The following is a 17,236-nucleotide window of genomic DNA, read 5'->3' as shown; positions in this document are numbered from 1 at the left end:
GGTGCGTGAACGCTTGGCGGATGCGCGGGCTGCTTTTGGTATGCATGTTCTTCGCGCGAATCTGATTTCAAAGGACGGCCAGCCAGCCGCCATCGACATAAATGATCTGACCGTTTACGTAGCTCGACGCAGCCGATGCCAGGTACACCGCCGTGCCGACGAGCTCTTCCGGCTTGCCCCAGCGCTGCGTCGGATTGCTGCTTTTGACCCACGCGTCGAACGCCACATTCTCGACGAGCGGTTTGTTCATGTCGGTCAGGATGTAACCGGGGCCGATCGCATTCGCCTGAATGTTCGACGCGGCCCATTCGGCGCTCATCGCACGGGTCAGCATCTTGATTCCGCCCTTGGCGGCCGTATACGCCCCGACCGTCGCGCGCGCGGCTTCGCTCGTGAGCGAGCCGATATTGACGATCTTGCCGCCGGTGCCGCGCGCGATCATGCGTCGTGCCGCCTGCTTTGCGACGATGAACGCGCTCGTCAGGTTGGTATCGATCACCCGTTGCCAGTCGCCCAGTTCGAGTTCGACGAGCGGCTTGCGAAACTGGATACCGGCGTTGTTGACAACGATGTCGATCTGCACGCCGTCCTGGTCCCATTGCGAGAACGCGTCGGCAACGGCCTGCTCGTCCGTCACGTCGAACGCCCGACCCAGCACGTCGAATCCCTTGTCGGCAAGCTGGCTGACCGCCGCGGCAACCGTGTCGGGCTGCGTTCCGTTCAGGACGACGCGCGCGCCTGCCGTTGCGAGCCCCTCCGCCAGCGCGAAGCCGATGCCGCGCGCCGAGCCGGTGACGAGCGCCGTGCGGTCGCTCAGGTCGAATAGTGAATTCATTTGATCGTACTCCTCTCTATAATGCGAGATCGCGCACGCTTACTCGTCGCGATCATCGCCGGTCGCGATGATGTCGGCGTCGATCTCTCGTAAGGGTGTCAGGCGCGCCGGCCGGCACCAGCCCGATTCAGTGCAGCGCGATCCTCGAAGTCCTGCTCAGCGCGCCTGATGAGCGTGAGCACTGCTTCTTCCGCGGCGGCTTCATCGCCCTTTTCGATCGCGACGCAAAGCGCTTCGTGCATCGGCAGCGATCGGGCCGGGCCGCCGGCGATCTCCGAACTGAGCTCGAAGCTCGTCAGCAGGATCGACGACAGCGCGTTCTGCATCTGCTGGACAAACTGATTGTGACAAGCGGTAAGGATCGCACCGTGGAACGCGAGATCGGCAGGAACATATTCGCCATTGCCAGCGACCGCACGCTCCATTGCCCGATAGGCGCGCCGGATCGCGATGCGGTCTTCGTCAGTCGCGCGTTTCGCGGCGAGTTTGGCCGCGTTCGGTTCGATGATCAGGCGCAATTCCATCAGGTCCTGAATCAGCCCTTCATCAACCATGCCGGCCCGCGCGCGCCAGGTAATGACGTCGGGATCGAACAATTGCCATTGCGCGCGTGGCAGCACAATCGTGCCATATCGGCGACGCACTTGCAGCATGCCCTTGGCGGACAAGGACTTGACCGTCTCGCGGATGGTGATTCGGCTGACCTGCAACTCTTCGGCCAATTCGTCTTCGGAGGGCAGGATGTCGCCGGGTGCCAACTGGCCGGAGCAGATTCGCTCGCCTATCTGATTCAGTACTTGCCGATGAAGGGTAGCCATGTTGCCCCTCTAGATCATACGTATGATGTAGAAAGATAGGCAAGTTGCGGGACTCCGGCAATCCGGGTAGACCCGGAGTTGTGCGGAGTGGGGGCCGTGCCGCCCATCTCACGGCCCAACCGTCTGACTGGACTGCGACCCTCGGCACAATCACGCCCCCCTCCCGGCATGGTCGCGCAGGCCCGTCCAAACGCTGCATCGGACACGGCGAGCTGACACGCTCCGACCGAGGATCCACCGGAGCGGTCGTGTCAGTCAGTGGGCATCAAGCTCCGCGGACAACTAGCTCCGGCACTTGACGGCGGCGGTTGTTCCTTCCAACTGCTCATCGTGGTGAACCATGTCTCAGCTGACGCGAGTGACTCCGTCGGCCGCCTCGAACAGGCATCGGTCGTAAAGGGCATACCGATCGCATCGGAGCAACATACCGTCGGTGGCGACATTGTGTCCTGCGCGCCAATTGCGGCCGCACAGGTGGGCAATGGCCCATTAAAAGGAAATGACCGGCTCTGCATTCAAACCGACCATTTGCTATTTGACTCTGAGAACGGCTGGAGGGCAGGTCAGCACGACCATACCGCAGGGATGCTCCTGGACCGGTGACTGGTAGGTGTTCGCACTGTCGCGCAGTGTCCCATCGACGGCCACACTAGTTTTGTGATCACAAATTCAGTGATTTTTGCGATAATACGCAAGAATTCAAATTTTTGTGATCACATATGAGTGACATGCCATGAATGCCGCTTTGAGCAACTTCCTGACCCAGCACCGCATCCATGAGGTGGAGTGTGTCATCCCCGACATGACCGGCATCGCGCGCGGCAAGATCCTTCCGCGCGATCTGTTCACGGCGTCGGGCGAGATGCGCATCCCGAAGAGCGTGCTGCTCAATACCGTGAACGGGCAACAGCCCGACAACGGTCCCTTCGTGGGCGATACCGACCCCGATATGGTCTGCAAGCCCGACGCCGCGACCGTGCGCATCGTGCCCTGGGCAGCCGAACCGGTGGCCGTGGTCATCCACGACTGCCTCGAGTGGGACGGCCAGCCGGTGCAACTCTCGCCCCGCGCGGTACTACGCCGCGTGCTGGCGCTGTACGAAGCACGCGGCTGGCGGCCCATCGTGGCACCCGAGATGGAGTTCTATCTGGTGGCGCGCAATCAGAACCCACATGAGCCTCTGCAGCCGCCGCTGGGGCGCACTGGAAAGCCCGAGGTGGGGCGGCAGAGCTACTCCATCGACGCGGTAAACGACTTCGATCCCTTCTTCATGGAACTCTCCGCCTTCTGCGACCAGCACCAGCTCGGCGTGGAAACGCTGATCCATGAGGCCGGCCCGGGCCAGATGGAGATCAACTTCAGCCACGGCGAACCGCTCGACCTGGCCGACCGCGTTTTCCTGTTTAAGCGCACGGTACGCGAGACGGCGCTGCGCCACGGCGTATTTGCCACTTTCATGGCCAAACCCATGGAGGGCGAACCGGGCAGTGCCATGCACATCCATCAGAGCATCAACGACGGCGAAGGCCGCAACATCTTCAGCAACACCGACGGCACAGCCAGCGAACTCTTCCACCACTTCATCGGCGGTCTACAAACCTTTATCCCGCAGGTGATGCCAATGCTGGCGCCCTACGTCAATTCATACCGGCGGCTGGCGCCCTACATGTCGGCACCCATCAATGTGCGCTGGGGCCACGACAACCGCACCTGCGGCATCCGCGTTCCCAAGTCCGGCCCCAGCGCCCGCCGGGTTGAAAACCGCGTGCCCGGCGTTGACGCCAATCCCTATCTGGCCATGGCCGCCACGCTGGCCTGCGGCTACATCGGCATGCGCGACCGGCTGCATCCCAGCGAGCCCACCGACGGCAGCGCCTGGAACGTCGCCCACGAACTGCCGCGCCATCTCGAAAGCGCTATCGAGGCCATGCGCGCCTGCGATGCCATGAAGGAGGTACTGAGCGAAACCTTCGTCGACGCCTTTTGCGCCGTGAAGGAACTGGAATTTTCCACCTACAACCGGGTGATCAGTTCGTGGGAAAGAGAGCACCTGTTACTGCTGGTATGAGGAGCCCACAATGAACCGCATCATTCAACATACCGGCATTGAGCGCGAACGCGTACAGGCCTTGCTCGCACGCGAACGCACCGAGTACACGCAACGCAACCCGAAGTCGCAAGTGATGTCCACACGCGCCGCACCGCAGCTGATGTTCGGCGTACCGCTGCACTGGATGAACGACTGGTCCACGCCTTTCGCGCTGCACGTGGCCCAGGCCCAGGGGGCACAACTCACCGACGCTGACGGCCACACGCTGGCCGATTTCTGCCTGGGTGACACCGGCGCCATGTTCGGCCATTCGCCCGCCGTCGTTACCGAGGCACTGGCGACCCAGGCACAGCACGGCCTGACCACCATGCTGCCCAACGAGGACGCATCCGTCGTAGGTGAATTGCTGGCTCAGCATTTCGGCCTGCCGAAATGGCAGTTCGCCATGACCGCCAGCGACGCCAACCGTTTCTTGCTGCGCTGGGTACGTGCCGCCACCGGGCGGCGTACCTTGCTGGTGTTCAACGGCTGCTATCACGGCACGGTCGACGACGTCTTCGTCGACCTGGTGGACGGGCAACCCACGCAACGCGCCAGCCTGCTGGGCCAGGTGCACGATCTCACCGCCACCACACGCGTGGTGGAATTCAACGATCTGGCCGCGCTGGAAGCCGCGCTGGCACCGGGTGACGTGGCCTGTGTCCTGGCCGAGCCAGTGATGACCAACATCGGCATGGTGCTGCCCGAACCGGGTTACTGGGCGCAAGCGCAAGAGATCATCCACCGCCACGGCAGCCTGCTGGTACTGGACGAGACCCACACGCTCAGCAGCGGCCCCGGCGGCTACGCGCGCGCTCACGGCCTGCAGCCCGATGCCGTGGTCGTGGGCAAGGCACTGGGCGGCGGCATGCCGTGCGCGGCCTATGGCTTCAGCGCCGCGCTGGCCGAGCGCGCCGAAAACGCCAAGCGAACGGCACCGTCGGGCCACTCGTGCATTGGCACCACGCTTACCGCCAACCTGCTGGCCATGGCGGCGATGCGCGCCACCCTCACCCACTTGATGACGCCCCAGGTCTTCGCCCCCATGCATGCCCTGGCCGAGCAACTGGCAGCCGGGCTGAGCACCATCCTCGCCCGTCAGGGCTTGCCGTGGTGCGTCACCCAGGTCGGCGCCCGGGTAGAGTTCCAGTTCTGTCCGCAGCCGCCGCGCAACGGCAGCCAGGCCGAGGCGGTCATGGATGCCGAGCTGGAGCACGCCCTGCATCTGGCCTTGCTTAACCGCGGCGTGCTGATCACACCCTTTCACAATATGATGCTCGTTTGTCCCGACACGACCCCGACGCACGTGCAGCGCCTGCTCACCGCATTCGACGCTGTGCTGACTTCGCTCACCGCCACTAGCGATTCATGAGTAACGACATCGAGCCCACCACCACTCAGCAAGACACGACCTACGCCACATTGCGGCAATGGGTCACTGTAGGCCGCTTCCTTCCCGGCGAACGCCTGAAGATCCGCAACGTGGCAGCCGAGATGGGGGTGGGTCAGATGCCGGTGCGCGCCGCGCTGCAGCGTCTGGCTGCCGAAGGTGCGCTGGTGAACGTGCCCAACGCCGGGATGATCGTCCCCAAGCTTACGCTGCCCGAGTTCGACGATCTGCTGCAAATGCGCATGCTGCTCGAAGGCGAGGCCACCGAGCGTGGCTGCCTGAGGCTGGAGCCAGCCGAACTCGCCACACTGCGCAAGCTTTGCCAGCGCATGGCGCAAGCGTTGAAAAACCTCACGGATCACCCGCCTCGCAGCAGAACGCCCGAGGGAGGTAAACACACGCTGAAGCAGCCCGCCGCTTCTTTGAGAGCCGACCAAGCCACCGATTACCTGGCCGCCAACGAAGACTTCCATGTCCTGCTCTACAAGGCGGCCGGCTCGCCCTTGCTGTTCGAGCTGATCGATACGCTGTGGCTGAAGGCCGGCCCAATCTCGAATCGCCTCTTCGACACGTCGGAAGCGTCCGCCGTGTTGAACGACGCACACGAAGACCTGATGGATGCGCTGGACAGGCGGGATGCCGCAGCGGCGCGGCGAGCAGTGGAGCGCGACATCTTCGTAGCGGGACAGTTTCTGAGGTCAACGCTAAAACGCGCTTGACCGCAGTGACCTGAGGCGGAATGTTGTGACCAATCAGGCAGTGAGTCTCGCTTCGATATTATCGGAATCCAGCCAGGCTCGACGGACCGTGGCAGGAGGTTGATAACGATGAGCGCTATGGGGCCGACGCTCGTTGTAAAACTGTCGCCAGCGTTCGATGAGTACCTTGGCCTCGGCCCGGCTGCGGAACCATTCGCGATTCAGCAATTCGTCGCGCAGCTTGCCGTTGAAGCTCTCGACGAATCCGTTTTGCCACGGGCTGCCGGGCGCGATGAAGGCCGGGCCGATTGCAGCATCTCTCAGCCAGCGCATGACCTTGGCGGCGGTAAATTCGGCGCCGTTATCCGACCGCACAAACGCCGGCTTGCCGTACAGGCGCATCAGTCGCGACAGCGTTAGGATCACATCCTGCGAACGCAGGCTGGCGCCGATCTCGATCGCCAGGCACTCGCGGGTGTAGTCATCGATCACGCAAAGCATCTTCAGCGCTCGCCCATCCACCAACTGGTCGTGCACAAAGTCGTAGCTCCAGACCGAATTGGGCTGGGTGGCACCAGGCAGGCGTATGTCGTTGCCGCAACGACGTCGGCGAGGGCGCCGCCGCGGAATGTTGAGCTGCAAGGCTCGCTACATTCGTCGCACACGCGATTCGCCCAGCGCCAGCCAAGCCGACATCCGTCGGTAGCCGAAGCGCGGCACCTCCTGCGCAGCCGCAATCAGTTGCTCGCCCAGACGCCGGTCTTTCTCCGGTTGCTTGAGCGTATAGGTCGCCACCCGGCGACTCAGTCCCAGGTAGCAACATGCCTTGCGTCGCGATAGCCCCCGCCGAGTCAGGACTTCCACCGCCTCGCGCCGGCCCGTCGGGGTGGACATTTTTTTCGACTGAATTCCTTCAGGCCGTCGATCAGCATCTGCTCGGCGATCTGGCGCTTAAGCCGATCGTTCTCCGACTCCAATTCCTTGAGCCGACGTGCGTCGGCCACGTCCATTCCGCCGAACTTGTTGCGCCAGCGATAGTACGTCTGTTCCGAGATGTTGTGGCGCTTGCATAGATTCTTCACCGGTTCATCCCGGCTCTCGGCCTCGCGCAAAATGCGAATGATCTGCTCGTCGGTAAATCGCTTCTTCATCGAGTTCTCCTTGCCTCTAGGATAAAAGAGAACTCACTTGCCGGATGGCTACAAGAAACGTCTCAGGTCACTCACGCCCGAGCCACATCCCATTTCCGCAGGAAGATCGCGCCAGCGAATGCCGGTCTTCAGCACAAACAGAATGCCCGTCAGCGCTGCGCGATTCGGCACGGGCTTGCGACCCGGGTACTTGAACCGACGGGGCTTGACAGGTGGTAGAAGTGGCTCGATTAGTTTCCAAAACTCGTTGTCTATGATCGGCTTGCCCATCTCCCTGATCCGGTTGTCACGACGGCTCAGGTTAACAGGTCAAGAGAAAAGTTAACAGTAGCTACGCGTCTTTTTGAAACCGTCTCTAAATCAAATCCAACAAGCAACAATCGCACCATCCCGAACAATCGGGAAACTTATCCACGGAAGGAGCGTCATATCGACACGCTCGCGAATCTTGCATCTACACATTTCAATTTAGCGCCACCTCGGGTTTTGAACACGATCGCGTTCCCAACATCGCAACGTTACTTTGGCCTCGATACGTATAAACCAGGGATAGCTTCACTTGCTTGGAGTGGTTTCTGCCGGCAGAGTGCAACGTATTGCAGTGGAAGAAAACCACATCTCCTGGCTCAAGCTCCGGGGCTACTGCCCGTCGAAGCTCCTGGTCGTTCTCCGGTAGATCGGCACGAAAAAATCTCGCATCGTCGAGCTGGTTTGATGCCAACATCAGTCTGTGCGACTCCGGCACAAACCAAAGCCCTCCGTTCTCCGCAGACTCCTGGCCCAACGCAACCCATACGGAGACAAGGTCATCGCGCTCAAACGACCAGTATCGCGAGTCGCGATGCCAGCCCGTCTTGCTTCCAAACGCAGGATGCTTTGTCATGATGCAATTGTGATGCGCGAGCGAGAGGTAAGGCGTCTCGCCAAAATACATCTCCATCCAGTTGCGAATATCGGACGATGTTGCCAATCTGGCGTATAGTAGATCGCGACTATACGCGTCCAGCAAGCGACGCACGGTGCCCCCTCCGGGCGCGCTCTTAGACTCTGGAGCACCAGGGTAACGCAAATCTGCTTCGAACTCGAGCGGATACCGTGCAGCGACTAGTTCCCGCTGTGACGCTATGAGCAGGGAATGCAAACACGTTTCATCAACAAAGCCCTTTGCTACAACGAATCCACGTTCGCGCAGTTCCTGCACCTGCGCCTCCCTCGACTCCGGATTTTTTTTGACCATCTTAGATTCTCGACTGTCGATCGATTTCTTGTTCATTTTTCAGGGACAAATTCCTTGGGTCCCATCGAAGTGAAATTGTGACGAACTATAGAACTCTCCTCCGTGTGCCCAGTTTTGCCTCTCGACATCAACGAACAGGAGATCAACGGTATCGATTGGACACTTCAAAATCTGCGCCGCGAGTCTCGTTACCTCTTTCACAAATAACGCTTTCTGATCCAGTGTGCGTCCGGCTGTGAGCTCTACTCTAATAATCGGCATTCCAGAATCCTCACCTTTCGTTTATGAGTGCAAGGGCAACACTTCGGCGCCTCACAAGACATGACGACCGCGCGAAAAACATCCGCAAAGCAAAGTTTCATTCGTCAATTTTAACAAGCGCGAGTCACACTCTGAAGACAAGCCACCTAACAGTAGGATATGCGCCCCAAATTATACCCTCGATGAATCTTCCAACCATCGTACATATAACGCCATCAATTCAGACTGCGTCGCTATATGAAGCTTTGCATATGCATTCTTGCGATGGCTCTTGACAGTCGTTATCGCAATATTCAACCTCAAGCTAATCGATACTGAAGAGTGACCCTGAAGAATCAGACGAACCACTTCCGCCTCACGCAAGGACAAGAGATCCTTACCGAATGATTCAAATGCAACGTTAACCGTACTATCGTCAGCCGGTTTCGCCTCCCGGGCGAAGCGCGCCCAATTTGCACGCGTGATTGCTGAGAGAAACGGCGCCACCTTCTCGAGATTAGAAACCTCCCACGCCTCGAAGCCGGACGATGAGTTGGGTCGGAGAAAGCTCATCTCGGCCATGTCTCCTTCCGAAAGCTCAACGAGAAGCAACAGCTCCTCTCTTTGCTCAGGCCAACCACGGGTGATGTAACGCATTTCCTCTTTCTCAGACCATGCCGCAGGAACGCTCTTGAATGTTTGCGAGATTGGGTATTCCTCAGACACCAGATCCTTCATTCTGTAGACACCCGGCGATATACCATCAAGGTATGCTTGATAGCATGGGCTCAGTACATACGAGTACTCGACATAGTTGGTCAACCCTTCACGATATGGGGTATCGCCGAAGGTATCGAACAGGAGCACTGGTCGAGTCTTGCCCCGATAGGCGACGATCGAAACCATCTCGAACGCTAAATTCATTTTCACCAGCTGAAAGGCCGCATCGTATGACCTGTCAGTACCAATGAAATCGATTGCCTCGCCGATTCGTGTAAATTCGGGCCCGGCTCCGAGAAGGTTGATCGACATAAACCGCCCTCGAGTTGCAGTGGTGCGTGAATCGCGGCGCCGCTCTAGCGACCGTGTACATTCGTCAACGAACACCTTCGTCGATAAACGACGCCAGCGAATACAGCCAGCGTTAGTCCAAGACAGCCGCGGTAACGACGATCTCAACTGTACAACCGGCAACAGCCAGTTTACCCTCGACCGTGGCACGCGGAGGAGGATCGCTCCGACTAACCCACGCGTCCCAGGCTACGTTCATCGCCGAGAAATCCGCCATGTCAGCAAGGAAGATTTGAGCGAAAAGGATCTGGTGCTTGTTGCTACCCGCCTCTTCGAGAAGAGAATCAATTGTTTCCAAGATTCTCGCGGTCTGCTTTGTTGCATCCTGATTCGGCTCTTGTGTGACTTGTCCCGCGAGACGAACCACCCCCGCGTGGACACTGGCCGCTGACATCCTGGGCCCCGGATAGAAACGTTTCACAACCATGTTGATAACCTCAACACTAACGACATCATAAATTCAAGCGGTTGAAGCCCGCTTACTTCAACGCCCCAGCGAGAAACTTCGCCAATCGTTCACTTTTTGGATGCCCGAATATATCGGCTGGTGCGCCACGCTCTTCCACAATTCCCTGATGGAGAAACATCACCTCGCTCGAGACTTCCTTCGCAAACGCCATCTCGTGCGTGACAACGACCATCGTTCGCCCGTCCTTAGCGAGTTCCTTCATGACTGAAAGCACTTCGCCAACCAGTTCTGGGTCGAGTGCTGATGTCGGCTCATCGAACAGCAGAACCTCAGGATCGACAGCGAGCGCTCTAGCAATCGCGACACGCTGTTGCTGACCACCAGACATGTGCGAAGGGTACATATGTGCGACCTTGTCCGGGTCTAGCTTCACCTTTCGGAGCACATCGAGTGCACGCTCCTGCGCGTCCTTTCGGGAACGCTTCTGCACTCTGATCGGCGCCAGCATCAAATTCTCCATCACTGTCAAATGCGACCAGAGATTGAAGTGCTGAAACACCATAGCGAGTCGCGTTCGCATTCTCTCAAGTTGGCTATAACTGACAGGAATGATTCCGTCTGGAGTTTCCTTGGTTTGCAGTAGTTCGCCGTTCAGTCGAATCACGCCAGCGTTTGGCCGCTCGAGCATGTTAATGCAACGTAAGAAAGTGCTTTTACCTGATCCGCTGGAGCCGATGATGCTAATCACATCGCCCTTCTTAGCATCAAGCGAGACACCTTTTAGGACCTCGTGCGCGCCGTATCGCTTATGTACGTTTTCAACCGAAAGTGCATTCATGATCGTTACTCTTGTTCCGATTAATACTGTCACGCGTCCTGGAATTTGGCGGCCGACGAACTTGTCGATGCCATCGCAGTGCGCTCCGAACCGCGCGGCCGGACGTGGGCCATATATCGCCTTTCCAGAGCACGGAAAATTCTCAGAATTACGAATGTGCACAAGCTATACAGCAACAACGCAAACAGGTACGGCTCAAAAGGTGCCGCATACTGCATGCTAATCGCTCGTGCGACACCGCCCATGTCAAGCAGCGTAATACCTGATGCCAAAGCTGTCCCGTGTAACGTAAATACGACCTCATTGCAGTACGCCTGCATCGCACGACGCAGCGCGCTCGGATAGATCACGTATCGAAGCCTCCCCCACTTGCTCATCCCAATCGCCACAGCTGCCTCCACCTCGCCGGATGGAGTTGCCTTTAGCGCGCCCGCGAATATTTCACAGCTGTAAGCAGCAGTATTCAATCCAAATGCAACCCACGCGCAGACGTATGCTTCCTGCAAATATGTCCAAAGCCAACTATGACGCACGAATTCGACTTCGGCGAGACCATAATAGATGACGTACATCTGAACGAGGAGTGGGCTTCCGCGGAACACATACGTGAAAAGCCAAACCGGGGTTGATAGCCAACGCGATCTCGAGATGCGCATTACAGCAAGCGGCAATGCCAATACAAGCGCAAACGCAAGCGAGATTAGGAGAAGCTGCACGGTCAACCATAACCCCGTCGCGACATCGCCGTCGGTCCATAAGAATAGCCTGAGATTATCGATAACAATGTTGAAATTCACAGCATCACCTCTCGAACACCGATCGAAAATTTCATTTCGAGTCGCCTCAGAACCCAGAGCGAGACAGTCGTAAGAGCGAGATAAATCGCACCAGCGATGCAGAAAAACATTAGAATATGATGCGTCGCACGACCAGCTGCTGTAGACAGGAATACCAGTTCGTTCAGGCTTACCATGGAGGTAATAGCGGAGGCCTTCACGAGAGCGAGCCAGTTGTTACTTAGACCAGGGATCGCGAATCGCATCATTTGGGGGTAAAGGATGCGAAACAGCACCGTCCGCTTGCGTAATCCAAATGCGTAACCAGCCTCAAGCTGGCCAGTTGGAACTGTGAGTATTGCGCCACGAAAAGTCTCTGCGACATATCCCCCGTAGACCACCCCGAGGATGATCACGCTTGCCGTATAGGAGTCGATATCGATCGATCGCCCTGGGGATATCTTGCTCACTGCATAGTTAAGCGCGGCTTGACCGCCGTAATAGAGGAACAACAACCATACAAAGTCAGGGGCGCTTCGTGAGAGCGAAGTGTACAGCGACGCGGCCGCATTCAGCACGCGATTCGGTGCAGACTTACACATAGCTGCGACGAATCCTAGAACAACAGCTACAACCAACGAAGCCAATGCAACGTTGATCGTTGTCATAGCGCCAACTCCGATCGCGTGGGCATATCCGTATAGCATGAAGCATCTCCACAAACAGCGGGGGAGAGGAGTCTCCGCGCAATGGCCAACTCTCCGCCCCCTTCAACTTTCGTACCGAAGCCAAAAACGCTGCGGATCAGATTCCCGAATAGATGTCGAAATTGAAGTAACGCTTCGCGATACGATCATATTCGCCGCTCGCACGGATCGCATTGATTGCGCTGTTCAAACGATCTCGAAGCTGGGAATCATCCTTGCGCACGCCGATCGCGATACCAGAGCCGAAGTATTGTGAGTTTGTGACGGGCTTTCCGGTAAAGGCGAAGCCGCTGCCTTGCGGTTGGTTGAGGAACCCGGTTGCGAGCATCGTGCTGTCCGCCAGGACGGCGTCGAGGCGCCCGGCGGCGAGATCATTCAAGCCGTCCTCATCAGACGGATACGTAACAATCTTTGCACCTGCAGGAGCCAAGACCGCCTTCGCAAACGATTCGTGAGGACTAGAACGCTGCATCCCGACCTTTTTCCCTTTCAGGGTTTCCGGTCGGGTAGGATCAAATGAGGAACCGGAACGCGCGACCATGCGAGACGCCACGCTATAGTACTTCTCGGTAAACGATATCTTCTGGCGACGTTCCGCTGTATCTGTCATCGACGACATGATCGCATCGAACTTGTTACTCGTGAGAGCCGGAATCATGCCATCCCAATTCTGGACGATCCATTCGCATTTCGCCTTGAGCTGCGCACAGAGCGCATTTCCGATATCGACGTCAAAACCACGCGGCTTTCCATCCGTACCCATTTCGTTAAATGGAGGAAATGCCCCCTCGACACCCATACGGATCACATTGCTCCCCTGTGCATGGGAAGCCGTCGTTAAAACGCAGGCAATAAGTGCCAGCATCGATACTGATTTTTTCATCGCTTGTCTCCTATTTTTCCTCAACATGGACGTTAAATTAATATTCATCCACACATTACAATTTACAACACTGACTTTCGGATATTTTACCGATCTCTATCGTCGATATTGAACTACCGAAGCGCGAGTCGCCAACGTGTTATACAGGTTTTGCGCCCGCTCATTCGTCTCGTCGGTCTGCCAGTATGTACGGTAACAGTTTCGCAGCTCCGCTTCCTGAAAAACCATATCGAGAAGCAGACGGGCGATTCCATGCCCCCTATTTTCTTCCGATACGAATAAATCCTCGACGAGACAATTCCATGTCTCGGCCCAGCTTGAGCGATGAAAGAGATAGATGACAAATCCTGTCATCCGCCCTGCTCTGTCTTCGCTAATTGCGCACAGATGATCTCCACCCAGCGTCGTAATCCGAGCCCATGTCGCCTCAGTGACCCGCATAGGTATGTCCGCTTGGTAAAATCGAAGATACGAGTTCCAAAGCGGCAGCCATTGTTCAAAATCCGAACGGACGGCTGCTCGTACAATTACACTGTCCATACCCTCACCTCTTGATAACCCGACTTATCGGCCATGCGACGCTGCTTTTTTCCGCCATACGCGCGGATCCACGACCTGTTTGTGGCGAATTGAAATGAGATGCCGAAGCCACTAAACAGCACATGGCTTCGGCGTCTCTGAGTGATTACTTCCATTCCCGAGGTCGGAGCTGCAGGGAGCGGCCACTATAAGTTGCGCGCCACTCCCCCACGCGCTGGAGTGCGGCTTCGCGTCACAGTTGCTCTCTTACGGCCGCGGAAATGCCTGCCAGCCCCTTTCGGAGTTCATCTTCCGTCGGCCATGCAAAGCCGATGCGCATGTGCAGCTTCGACATTTCGAACCAGTTTCCAGCACCGACGTACGTATGGTGGTTCTGCAGCAGCGATCGATAGAACTCGTCCGCATTAAACGTCGACGGCACTTTCAAACGCGGAAAGCAAACGACTCCGCCCTGGGGCTCCACCCATTCGACGTTCGGATCCGAGTTGATCCAGTCGCGAGTGATTCCTAAATGACGAAGATTCCTCTTGTTGCTCTCGGCCAGCCAACTGTCGCGCTCTTTGAGAACTGCAAGCCCGATCGCTTCGTCAACGACCGACCCGCAAATGCCGATTTGTTCTTTGGCTGCGAGAAACAACCGGTAAAGCGCCGGGCTGCGCGTCGTTAGCCAGCCGAGACGAATGCCGGGGGTACCATACGCCTTTGACAGGGACGAAACCGAGATGAAACGATCGCTGATAGTTGCCGCAGTAGGGTACGGGGTACCGTAGGTCAGATCGCGATACGTTTCATCGACAAGCACGAGGCAGTCGTGCTTGTCGGCGATCGCTTTGAGACCGACGATTTCGTCCCACGTCATCATAGTGCCTGTCGGATTGTGCGGGCAGGTCACACTGATATATGCCGTGTTCGGCCGCACCGCGCGTTCGATCGCTTCGAGGTCTACCTTGAACCCTTCTTCAAACTCCAGATCGATGTACGTCGTTTCGCAACCAATCGCGCGCGGCGTCTCGATGTTCGTCGCATAATTCGGGCGCACGACTACCAGATGTGAACCCTTGTCAAGCAAGGATGTAGCGATGATGAACAGAGCGCCCGCTGCCCCGTTGCAAATCAAAACGTCATCCGATGTGACAGACTGAGCGCCACTTTGTTTCGCGATAAGCTCTCGCAGTTGCTTGTCACCTCGATGTTCGCCATACAGCAGAACGAGGTCATCGAGATTTTCAACATTAAAATCCCGGAACTTTCGGTCCGAGATCGAACTTTCTGACAAGTTGTACTTGATCTTCTCATAACCCAGTTCTTCCGGCGATTCCTCTTCGAGGATCATACGCACGTATTTCATAAACCCTTCCTGTTAGTTTGTGAATCGGACTGATGCCTTTTCGTCGAAACAATTGCACCGTGTTCGACCAATCTTCACCGGACATAACTCTTTGTTCCATCCCCCCAGAGGAGGAGTCAATGCCATAGCGATAGAATCGCGCAAGGCTATCGGATACTCTCTCTAGCCCCTAAGTTATGTCCAACGATTGATCTGACGTTAGCCCTAGCTCGGACTTCCGTCGCATAGTGCCGGAGCGCAGAGCTTCACATGCGCTCGACCGATAAGATCTCGAGGTACGCGATACCGCTAGCCCTTCATGTGGGGGTACCGATAGTCCGTTGCAGGCACGTAAGTCTCTTTGACTGTGCGAGGAGACACCCAACGCAAAAGGTTGAGCATCGAACCGGCCTTGTCGTTGGTACCACTCCGGCGCGCGCCACCAAAAGGCTGCTGTCCAACGACCGCGCCCGTCGGTTTGTCATTCACGTAGAAGTTGCCGGCAGCAAATCTGAGAGCCGCGCTTGCTTCGTTGATTGCTGCCCTGTCAGTCGAGAAGATGGAGCCGGTGAGTCCGTATGGCCCGGTTTCGTCGACGAGCTTGAGGATCTCAGGCCATTCTTCATCGCGATACACATAGACAGATAGGACCGGCCCGAAGATCTCCTCCTGCATCGTCGGGAATCGAGGATCATTAACCTCGATGACCGTAGGCGACACAAAGTAGCCCTTTCTCGCGTCACATTGGCCACCGGAGATGATTGTCGCCTCTCCGGAACGCCGGGCGATATCGATATAACCATTAATTCGGTCGTAGGCACGTTGATCGATAACAGCGCCCATAAAGTTCGAGAAATCGCGGATATCCCCCATTTTCAAGGAGGAAAGGTCGTCGAGCAGACGTGATTTAACCCGGGGCCAAAGCGATACAGGGATATACGCACGCGACGCCGCGCTGCACTTTTGCCCCTGGTATTCGAATGCACCCCGCAGCAATGCGGTGCTCAGTGCATCCGCATCCGCCGACGCATGCGCGAGAACAAAGTCCTTCCCCCCCGTCTCGCCGACCAGCCGCGGATAGCTTCGGTAGTTGGGAAGCTGCTCCGAGACAGATCGCCAAAGACTATCGAATACGGCAGTCGAACCCGTAAAATGGATGCCGGCAAATGAGGCGGAGCCGAGTACAACAGACGACACCGTTTTCGCGTCCCCGGGGACAAAGTTAATAACCCCAGGTGGGAGGCCGGCCGCCTCGAGGAGTTGCAGAACAAAGTAGTTGCTAAGAGCGGCAGTGGCTGCCGGCTTCCAAAGCACGGTATTGCCCATCAGCGCGGGGGCACAGGCCAGGTTGCCTCCGATGGCCGTGAAGTTGAATGGTGCGACCGCGTAAACAAAGCCTTCGAGAGGGCGATACTCAAGCGCATTTCGCGCGCCTGCCGCGGAGATGGGTTGGACTTCCTGCAGCTCTCGCGCGAACTGCACGTTCCACCGCAAGAAGTCGATCAGTTCACACGCCGAGTCAATTTCAGCCTGGTGCACAGTCTTGCTCTGACCAAGCATTGTCGCGGCATTCAGTTTGTGACGCCACGGGCCTGAGAGCAGATCGGCCGCCCGGAGGAACACAGCCGCACGCTCCTCGAGCGACCAGCGGGACCATTCCAGTTGGTTTTCACGATGCGATTGGATGGCTGTCTGTACGTTTTCCGCCGATGCCTGTTGCACGTTTGCTAGCACATGATGATGGTCGTGCGGGCACCTGACCGGTAGTCGTTCTCCACCTCCAATTTTCGTACCATTGACGACGACCGGGATGTTTACCACCTCTGCAGCCTGGCGCAGGAGTTCGCTTTCGAGGGCAGCGCGCTCGGACGAGCCGGGAGCGTAGGTGAGAATAGGTTCGTTCTGTACGTGTGCGGATACCATAACTCGTCTCCAATTCTCTAAAAGTTCAGGGAAATCGGAAACGTATCCAATACTGCCACCCACGACCATCCTTCCAAGGGATGAGACGATCGCCGACGCGGCCGGCAGTCGCAGTGGCAAGACGAATCTACCATTCGTCCTTAGACGGGGTGCTGAAGGAAGCCGATGCAGGCATGAAGGTCGCAGACCTGTGCCGCAAGCACGGCATATCGGACGCGACGTTCTATATATATGGACTGCTCCCAATAGCAAACGGAAGTTGACGGACACGGAAGTCGATTGCGTACATATATCCGGCGTCAGG

Annotated in this window: 17 protein-coding genes and 3 pseudogenes; 5 read left to right on the top strand and 15 right to left on the bottom strand. The window is 57.3% G+C overall.

What is annotated here, in order from left to right:
* Positions 1 to 67: 67 nt before the first annotated feature.
* Positions 68 to 835, bottom strand: coding sequence for an SDR family oxidoreductase (locus DIE11_RS32300; RefSeq protein WP_124489137.1), 768 nt, complete (start codon positions 833 to 835; stop codon positions 68 to 70).
* A gap of 98 nt (positions 836 to 933) precedes the next feature.
* Positions 934 to 1,653: a FadR/GntR family transcriptional regulator gene (locus DIE11_RS32295; RefSeq protein WP_124489136.1), complete on the bottom strand. Its 720-nt coding sequence runs from the start codon at positions 1,651 to 1,653 to the stop codon at positions 934 to 936.
* 258 nt (positions 1,654 to 1,911) lie between these two features.
* On the opposite strand from DIE11_RS32295, the gene DIE11_RS32290 reads away from it, so the two are divergent.
* From DIE11_RS32290 to DIE11_RS32275, 4 genes are all read left to right on the top strand, one after another.
* Positions 1,912 to 2,256, top strand: a complete 345-nt coding sequence (locus DIE11_RS32290) for a hypothetical protein (RefSeq protein ID WP_124489135.1) — start codon at positions 1,912 to 1,914, stop codon at positions 2,254 to 2,256.
* 130 nt (positions 2,257 to 2,386) lie between these two features.
* Positions 2,387 to 3,721, top strand: a complete 1,335-nt coding sequence (locus DIE11_RS32285) for a glutamine synthetase family protein (RefSeq protein WP_124489134.1) — start codon at positions 2,387 to 2,389, stop codon at positions 3,719 to 3,721.
* Positions 3,722 to 3,731: 10 nt separating this feature from the next.
* A complete protein-coding gene (locus DIE11_RS32280; RefSeq protein WP_124489133.1) occupies positions 3,732 to 5,114 on the top strand; it encodes an aspartate aminotransferase family protein in 1,383 nt (460 codons plus the stop codon).
* Complete coding sequence (locus DIE11_RS32275; protein ID WP_124489132.1) at positions 5,111 to 5,851, top strand: GntR family transcriptional regulator; 741 nt, start codon at positions 5,111 to 5,113, stop codon at positions 5,849 to 5,851. Before DIE11_RS32280 ends, DIE11_RS32275 begins: the two co-directional genes overlap by 4 nt.
* Before the next feature lie 33 nt (positions 5,852 to 5,884).
* On the opposite strand, the pseudogene DIE11_RS32270 reads toward DIE11_RS32275, so the two are convergent.
* From DIE11_RS32270 to pruA, 13 genes and pseudogenes are all read right to left on the bottom strand, one after another.
* Positions 5,885 to 6,981: pseudogene (locus DIE11_RS32270) on the bottom strand (IS3 family transposase).
* A gap of 57 nt (positions 6,982 to 7,038) precedes the next feature.
* Positions 7,039 to 7,251, bottom strand: a pseudogene (locus DIE11_RS32265) (transposase); the annotation flags it as partial.
* A 193-nt stretch (positions 7,252 to 7,444) separates the two neighbouring features.
* Positions 7,445 to 8,254: a phytanoyl-CoA dioxygenase family protein gene (locus tag DIE11_RS32260; protein ID WP_260430309.1), complete on the bottom strand. Its 810-nt coding sequence runs from the start codon at positions 8,252 to 8,254 to the stop codon at positions 7,445 to 7,447.
* Between the two features lie 3 nt (positions 8,255 to 8,257).
* Positions 8,258 to 8,479: a 4-oxalocrotonate tautomerase gene (locus tag DIE11_RS32255; protein WP_124489131.1), complete on the bottom strand. Its 222-nt coding sequence runs from the start codon at positions 8,477 to 8,479 to the stop codon at positions 8,258 to 8,260.
* Positions 8,480 to 8,650: 171 nt separating this feature from the next.
* Positions 8,651 to 9,490, bottom strand: coding sequence for a response regulator transcription factor (locus tag DIE11_RS32250; RefSeq protein ID WP_124489130.1), 840 nt, complete (start codon positions 9,488 to 9,490; stop codon positions 8,651 to 8,653).
* Positions 9,491 to 9,602: 112 nt separating this feature from the next.
* Positions 9,603 to 9,956 carry a RidA family protein gene (locus DIE11_RS32245; protein WP_124489129.1) on the bottom strand — a complete coding sequence of 118 codons (354 nt, stop codon included), beginning with the start codon at positions 9,954 to 9,956 and terminating at the stop codon, positions 9,603 to 9,605.
* A 52-nt stretch (positions 9,957 to 10,008) separates the two neighbouring features.
* Positions 10,009 to 10,776: an ATP-binding cassette domain-containing protein gene (locus DIE11_RS32240; protein ID WP_124489128.1), complete on the bottom strand. Its 768-nt coding sequence runs from the start codon at positions 10,774 to 10,776 to the stop codon at positions 10,009 to 10,011.
* Positions 10,777 to 10,805: 29 nt separating this feature from the next.
* Positions 10,806 to 11,573 (bottom strand): ABC transporter permease, encoded by a 768-nt coding sequence (locus tag DIE11_RS32235; protein WP_124489127.1) that lies wholly within the window; start codon positions 11,571 to 11,573, stop codon positions 10,806 to 10,808.
* Positions 11,570 to 12,259, bottom strand: coding sequence for an ABC transporter permease (locus tag DIE11_RS32230; RefSeq protein ID WP_124489126.1), 690 nt, complete (start codon positions 12,257 to 12,259; stop codon positions 11,570 to 11,572). Before DIE11_RS32230 ends, DIE11_RS32235 begins: the two co-directional genes overlap by 4 nt.
* 97 nt (positions 12,260 to 12,356) lie before the next feature.
* Entirely contained in the window at positions 12,357 to 13,142 is a 786-nt protein-coding gene (locus tag DIE11_RS32225) for an ABC transporter substrate-binding protein (RefSeq protein WP_124489125.1), read from the bottom strand.
* 96 nt (positions 13,143 to 13,238) lie between these two features.
* Positions 13,239 to 13,682: a GNAT family N-acetyltransferase gene (locus tag DIE11_RS37590; protein WP_124489124.1), complete on the bottom strand. Its 444-nt coding sequence runs from the start codon at positions 13,680 to 13,682 to the stop codon at positions 13,239 to 13,241.
* Positions 13,683 to 13,914: 232 nt separating this feature from the next.
* Positions 13,915 to 15,030, bottom strand: coding sequence for a pyridoxal phosphate-dependent aminotransferase (locus DIE11_RS32215; RefSeq protein WP_124489123.1), 1,116 nt, complete (start codon positions 15,028 to 15,030; stop codon positions 13,915 to 13,917).
* Between the two features lie 288 nt (positions 15,031 to 15,318).
* On the bottom strand, positions 15,319 to 16,932 hold the full coding sequence (pruA, locus tag DIE11_RS32210) for an L-glutamate gamma-semialdehyde dehydrogenase (RefSeq protein WP_124489122.1): 1,614 nt from the start codon (positions 16,930 to 16,932) through the stop codon (positions 15,319 to 15,321).
* A 113-nt stretch (positions 16,933 to 17,045) separates the two neighbouring features.
* Between pruA and DIE11_RS37585 the strand changes: the two are divergent.
* Positions 17,046 to 17,159, top strand: a pseudogene (locus tag DIE11_RS37585) (transposase); the annotation flags it as partial.
* Positions 17,160 to 17,236 lie beyond the last annotated feature (77 nt).

The sequence above is a fragment of the Burkholderia sp. Bp9012 genome, from assembly GCF_003853825.1.
Taxonomy (GTDB): domain Bacteria; phylum Pseudomonadota; class Gammaproteobacteria; order Burkholderiales; family Burkholderiaceae; genus Burkholderia; species Burkholderia diffusa.
Note: the sequence above shows the minus strand (reverse complement) of the source record. Positions and strands in the feature narration are given on the sequence as shown.

Bases quoted from the DNA above. Each gene is read 5' to 3' on its own strand.
- DIE11_RS32300 (WP_124489137.1), bottom strand. From the start codon at position 835: ATGAATTCACTATTCGACCTGAGCGACCGCACGGCGCTCGTCACCGGC.
- DIE11_RS32295 (WP_124489136.1), bottom strand. From the start codon at position 1,653: ATGGCTACCCTTCATCGGCAAGTACTGAATCAGATAGGCGAGCGAATC.
- DIE11_RS32285 (WP_124489134.1), top strand. From the start codon at position 2,387: ATGAATGCCGCTTTGAGCAACTTCCTGACCCAGCACCGCATCCATGAG.
- DIE11_RS32280 (WP_124489133.1), top strand. From the start codon at position 3,732: ATGAACCGCATCATTCAACATACCGGCATTGAGCGCGAACGCGTACAG.
- DIE11_RS32275 (WP_124489132.1), top strand. From the start codon at position 5,111: ATGAGTAACGACATCGAGCCCACCACCACTCAGCAAGACACGACCTAC.
- DIE11_RS32260 (WP_260430309.1), bottom strand. From the start codon at position 8,254: ATGAACAAGAAATCGATCGACAGTCGAGAATCTAAGATGGTCAAAAAA.
- DIE11_RS32255 (WP_124489131.1), bottom strand. From the start codon at position 8,479: ATGCCGATTATTAGAGTAGAGCTCACAGCCGGACGCACACTGGATCAG.
- DIE11_RS32250 (WP_124489130.1), bottom strand. From the start codon at position 9,490: ATGTCGATCAACCTTCTCGGAGCCGGGCCCGAATTTACACGAATCGGC.
- DIE11_RS32245 (WP_124489129.1), bottom strand. From the start codon at position 9,956: ATGGTTGTGAAACGTTTCTATCCGGGGCCCAGGATGTCAGCGGCCAGT.
- DIE11_RS32240 (WP_124489128.1), bottom strand. From the start codon at position 10,776: ATGAATGCACTTTCGGTTGAAAACGTACATAAGCGATACGGCGCGCAC.
- DIE11_RS32230 (WP_124489126.1), bottom strand. From the start codon at position 12,259: ATGCTATACGGATATGCCCACGCGATCGGAGTTGGCGCTATGACAACG.
- DIE11_RS32225 (WP_124489125.1), bottom strand. From the start codon at position 13,142: ATGAAAAAATCAGTATCGATGCTGGCACTTATTGCCTGCGTTTTAACG.
- DIE11_RS37590 (WP_124489124.1), bottom strand. From the start codon at position 13,682: ATGGACAGTGTAATTGTACGAGCAGCCGTCCGTTCGGATTTTGAACAA.
- DIE11_RS32215 (WP_124489123.1), bottom strand. From the start codon at position 15,030: ATGAAATACGTGCGTATGATCCTCGAAGAGGAATCGCCGGAAGAACTG.
- pruA (WP_124489122.1), bottom strand. From the start codon at position 16,932: ATGGTATCCGCACACGTACAGAACGAACCTATTCTCACCTACGCTCCC.